Source organism: Spirillospora sp. NPDC046719, from assembly GCF_040645715.1.
Classification (GTDB): domain Bacteria; phylum Actinomycetota; class Actinomycetes; order Streptosporangiales; family Streptosporangiaceae; genus Spirillospora.
In genome coordinates, this window is record NZ_JBEYYT010000761.1 from 1 (window position 1) to 2,720 (window position 2,720).

General features: G+C 79.0%; 2 protein-coding genes and 1 pseudogene. 2 read left to right on the top strand and 1 reads right to left on the bottom strand.

Going from position 1 to position 2,720, the window contains the following annotated elements; genetic code table 11:
* Window positions 1-749 (bottom strand): annotated as a pseudogene (locus ABZ914_RS49795) (hypothetical protein); the annotation flags it as partial.
* Between the two features lie 308 nt (window positions 750-1,057).
* On the opposite strand from ABZ914_RS49795, the gene rsgA reads away from it, so the two are divergent.
* Window positions 1,058-2,140: a ribosome small subunit-dependent GTPase A gene (rsgA, locus tag ABZ914_RS49800; RefSeq protein ID WP_500201586.1), complete on the top strand. Its 1,083-nt coding sequence runs from the start codon at window positions 1,058-1,060 to the stop codon at window positions 2,138-2,140.
* A complete protein-coding gene (locus ABZ914_RS49805) occupies window positions 2,137-2,649 on the top strand; it encodes a GNAT family N-acetyltransferase (RefSeq protein ID WP_500201587.1) in 513 nt (170 codons plus the stop codon). The genes rsgA and ABZ914_RS49805 overlap by 4 nt, the downstream gene beginning before the upstream one ends.
* The last annotated feature ends 71 nt before the right edge of the window (window positions 2,650-2,720 follow it).

Below are 2,720 nucleotides of genomic sequence, written 5' to 3' on the forward strand. Positions count from 1 at the left end.
AGCTCGGCGGAGCCGCGGGCGCGGTCGCGCAGCGCGGCGGCCAGGTCCCGGGCGGTCTCGCGGGCGGTCTCCCGGACGACGCGCCCGACGATGTCGCGGCCGGCGACCAGCGCGGCGTCGCCGGCCGCGTCGGCGACGGCGTCGATCGCGGCGTCCACGACGGCGCGGGTGGCGGCCTGCACGGCGGGCGAGGCGGCGGCGGTGGTCATGGTGCGGCCCGCCATGTCCAGCGCGGTGGCGGTGGCGGCGCGGGCCAGGGGGCTGCGGGCGGCGAGGCGGCGCGCGGCGATCGCCATGGGGTGCCGGGCGGCCTGCTCGGCGAGGGTCATCGCGGCGGTGGCGGCCTCGACGGCGGGCGCGGTGGCGGGGTTGGCCTCGGCGGCGGCGCGGGCCTCCCGCACGGCCTTCTCCGCGGCGGCCGAGGCGGCCTTGACGGCGGCGTCGCGGGCGGCCTTCTCCACGGCGCGCATCACCGGGGTGCCGGCCATCTGCTCGACGATGCGGGCGGCGGCGAGGGACGCGGCGTCGCGGGCGGCGTGCCGGACGGGTTCGCTGACGATGGTGGCGAGGCGGGCGGCGCCGCCGGCGACGGGCGCGAGCCCGTTCCACAGGTCTTCCAGGCGTTCGGCCGCGGCCCGGTCGGCGCGCTCGGCGAGCCCCCGCTCCGGCTCGTGCGGCCTGCGCGGTTCACGAGATTCGCGCGGTTCGTGCGGCCGCTCGTCCCGCCGGTCCCTTTCGTCCACGGTCACGCCCCCCATCACGGTCCGCCGCCCCAAATCACCATACTTTCCGTTTACCCATTCCACTCCCCTTCGCCCGCGCTGCCGGTGTCCGCCGGTGTGCTCGCCGGTGCCGCCGTTAATCGCCTGGCCCGGGCGCGGGGCGGCCGGTAGGGTGGGCGCCGGAACCGAAAGGGGGGTGAGGTGCATGGCCGTCGTCGCGGTCGCTGCTGCGCGCAGCAGCCAGCCCGTCCTCATCTCCCGGGCCTCCGGCTGACCCCGGTCCGCTTCGTCCGGCGTGCTCGCCGAGGCCCCTTCCTGCGAAGGGTTCCATTCCGTTGTCTTCTTTCGACGGGTCTCCCCTGTCCGCCTACGGCTGGGACGAGACCTTGGAGAACGTCTTCTCCGTTCACCGCGCGGCCGGGCTGGTGCCGGCGCGGGTCGCCGCGGTGGACCGCGGCCTGTGCGACGTGGTGACCGAGTCGGGTCCGGGCCGGGCGTCGGCCGGGGCGCTCGGGTCACCGGCCGATCCGGCGGCGGTGCCGTGCACCGGCGACTGGGCGGCGCTGCGGCCCGGCGGTCCGGACGGGCGTCCGGTGCTGGCGGCGCTGCTGCCGCGCCGCACCGCGATCGTCCGGTCGTCGGCGGCGCGTGACTCGCGCGGCCAGGTGCTGGCCGCCAACGTCGACACCGTCGCGATCGCGGTGCCGCTGGTGCCCGATCCCGTTCTCGGGCGGCTGGAGCGGCTGCTCGCGCTGGCCTGGGAGAGCGGCGCCCGGCCGGTGGTGGTGCTCACCAAGGCCGACCGGGTCGCCTCCGCCGCGGAGGCGGAGGCGGAGGTCGCGGCCGCCGCTCCGGGCGTGGACGTGGTGGCGTGCAGCGCCGCGACCGGTGACGGCGTGGACGTGGTCGCGGCGGTCCTGTCGGGCACGGTGGTGCTGGTCGGGCCGTCGGGCGCGGGCAAGTCCACGCTCGGCAACGCGCTGCTGGGCGCCGACGCGCTCGCCACGGGCGAGGTCCGGGCGTCCGACGGCAAGGGGCGGCACACCACCGTCCGGCGGGAGCTGCTCCCGCTGCCGGGCGGCGGCGTCCTGATCGACACGCCGGGGCTGCGGGGCGTGGGCCTGTTCGACGCCGGCGACGGGCTGCGGCGGACGTTCGCCGATATCGAGGAGCTGGCCGGCGGCTGCCGGTTCGGCGACTGCGCGCACCTCGGCGAGCCGGGCTGCGCGGTGCTGGCGGCCGTCGCGGACGGGTCGCTGCCGCAGCGGCGCCTGGACAGCTACCGCAGGCTGCTGCGCGAGAACGCGTGGATCGCCTCGCGGACCGACGCGCGGCTGCGCGCCGAGCGGCGCGACGAGTGGAAGGCCGTGCGCCGGTGGCAGCGCCAGATGTACAAGGAGCGGGGGCGCGACCGATGAGCGGGGAGTGGACGACGCGCCCGGAGGCGGGCGCGGACGCGGCGGCGGTGCGCCGGGTCGTGGAGGCGGCGTTCCCGACGGCCGAGGAGGCCGATCTGGTGGACGCGCTGCGCGGTGACCCGGCGTGGCTGCCGGGCCTGTCGTTCGTCGCCGAGGACTCCGGCGGGCGGGTCGCCGCGTACGCGCTGCTGACGCGCTGCCGGGTCGGCGGCGCGGACGCGCTGGCGCTGGCGCCGGTGGCGGTGCTGCCCGAGTACCAGCGGCGCGGTGCGGGCGGCGCGGTGGTCCGCGCGGCGCTGGCCGGGGCGGCGCGGCGGGGCGAGCGGCTGGTGGTGGTGCTGGGGCATCCGGCGTACTACCCGCGGTTCGGGTTCGTGCGGGCGTCGTCGCTGGGGGTGTCGGCCGGGTTCGAGGTGCCGGACGAGGCGCTGATGGCGCTGGTGCCGGCCGGGTCGTCCGGTCCGGTGCCGTCCGGGGTGATCGAGTACGCGGCGCCGTTCGGGGTGTGAGCGGGCGGGGGGGGCGGGCGGCGGGCGGGGGGGGGGGGGGGCGGCGGCGGGCGCGCCGCGGCCGCCCGGGC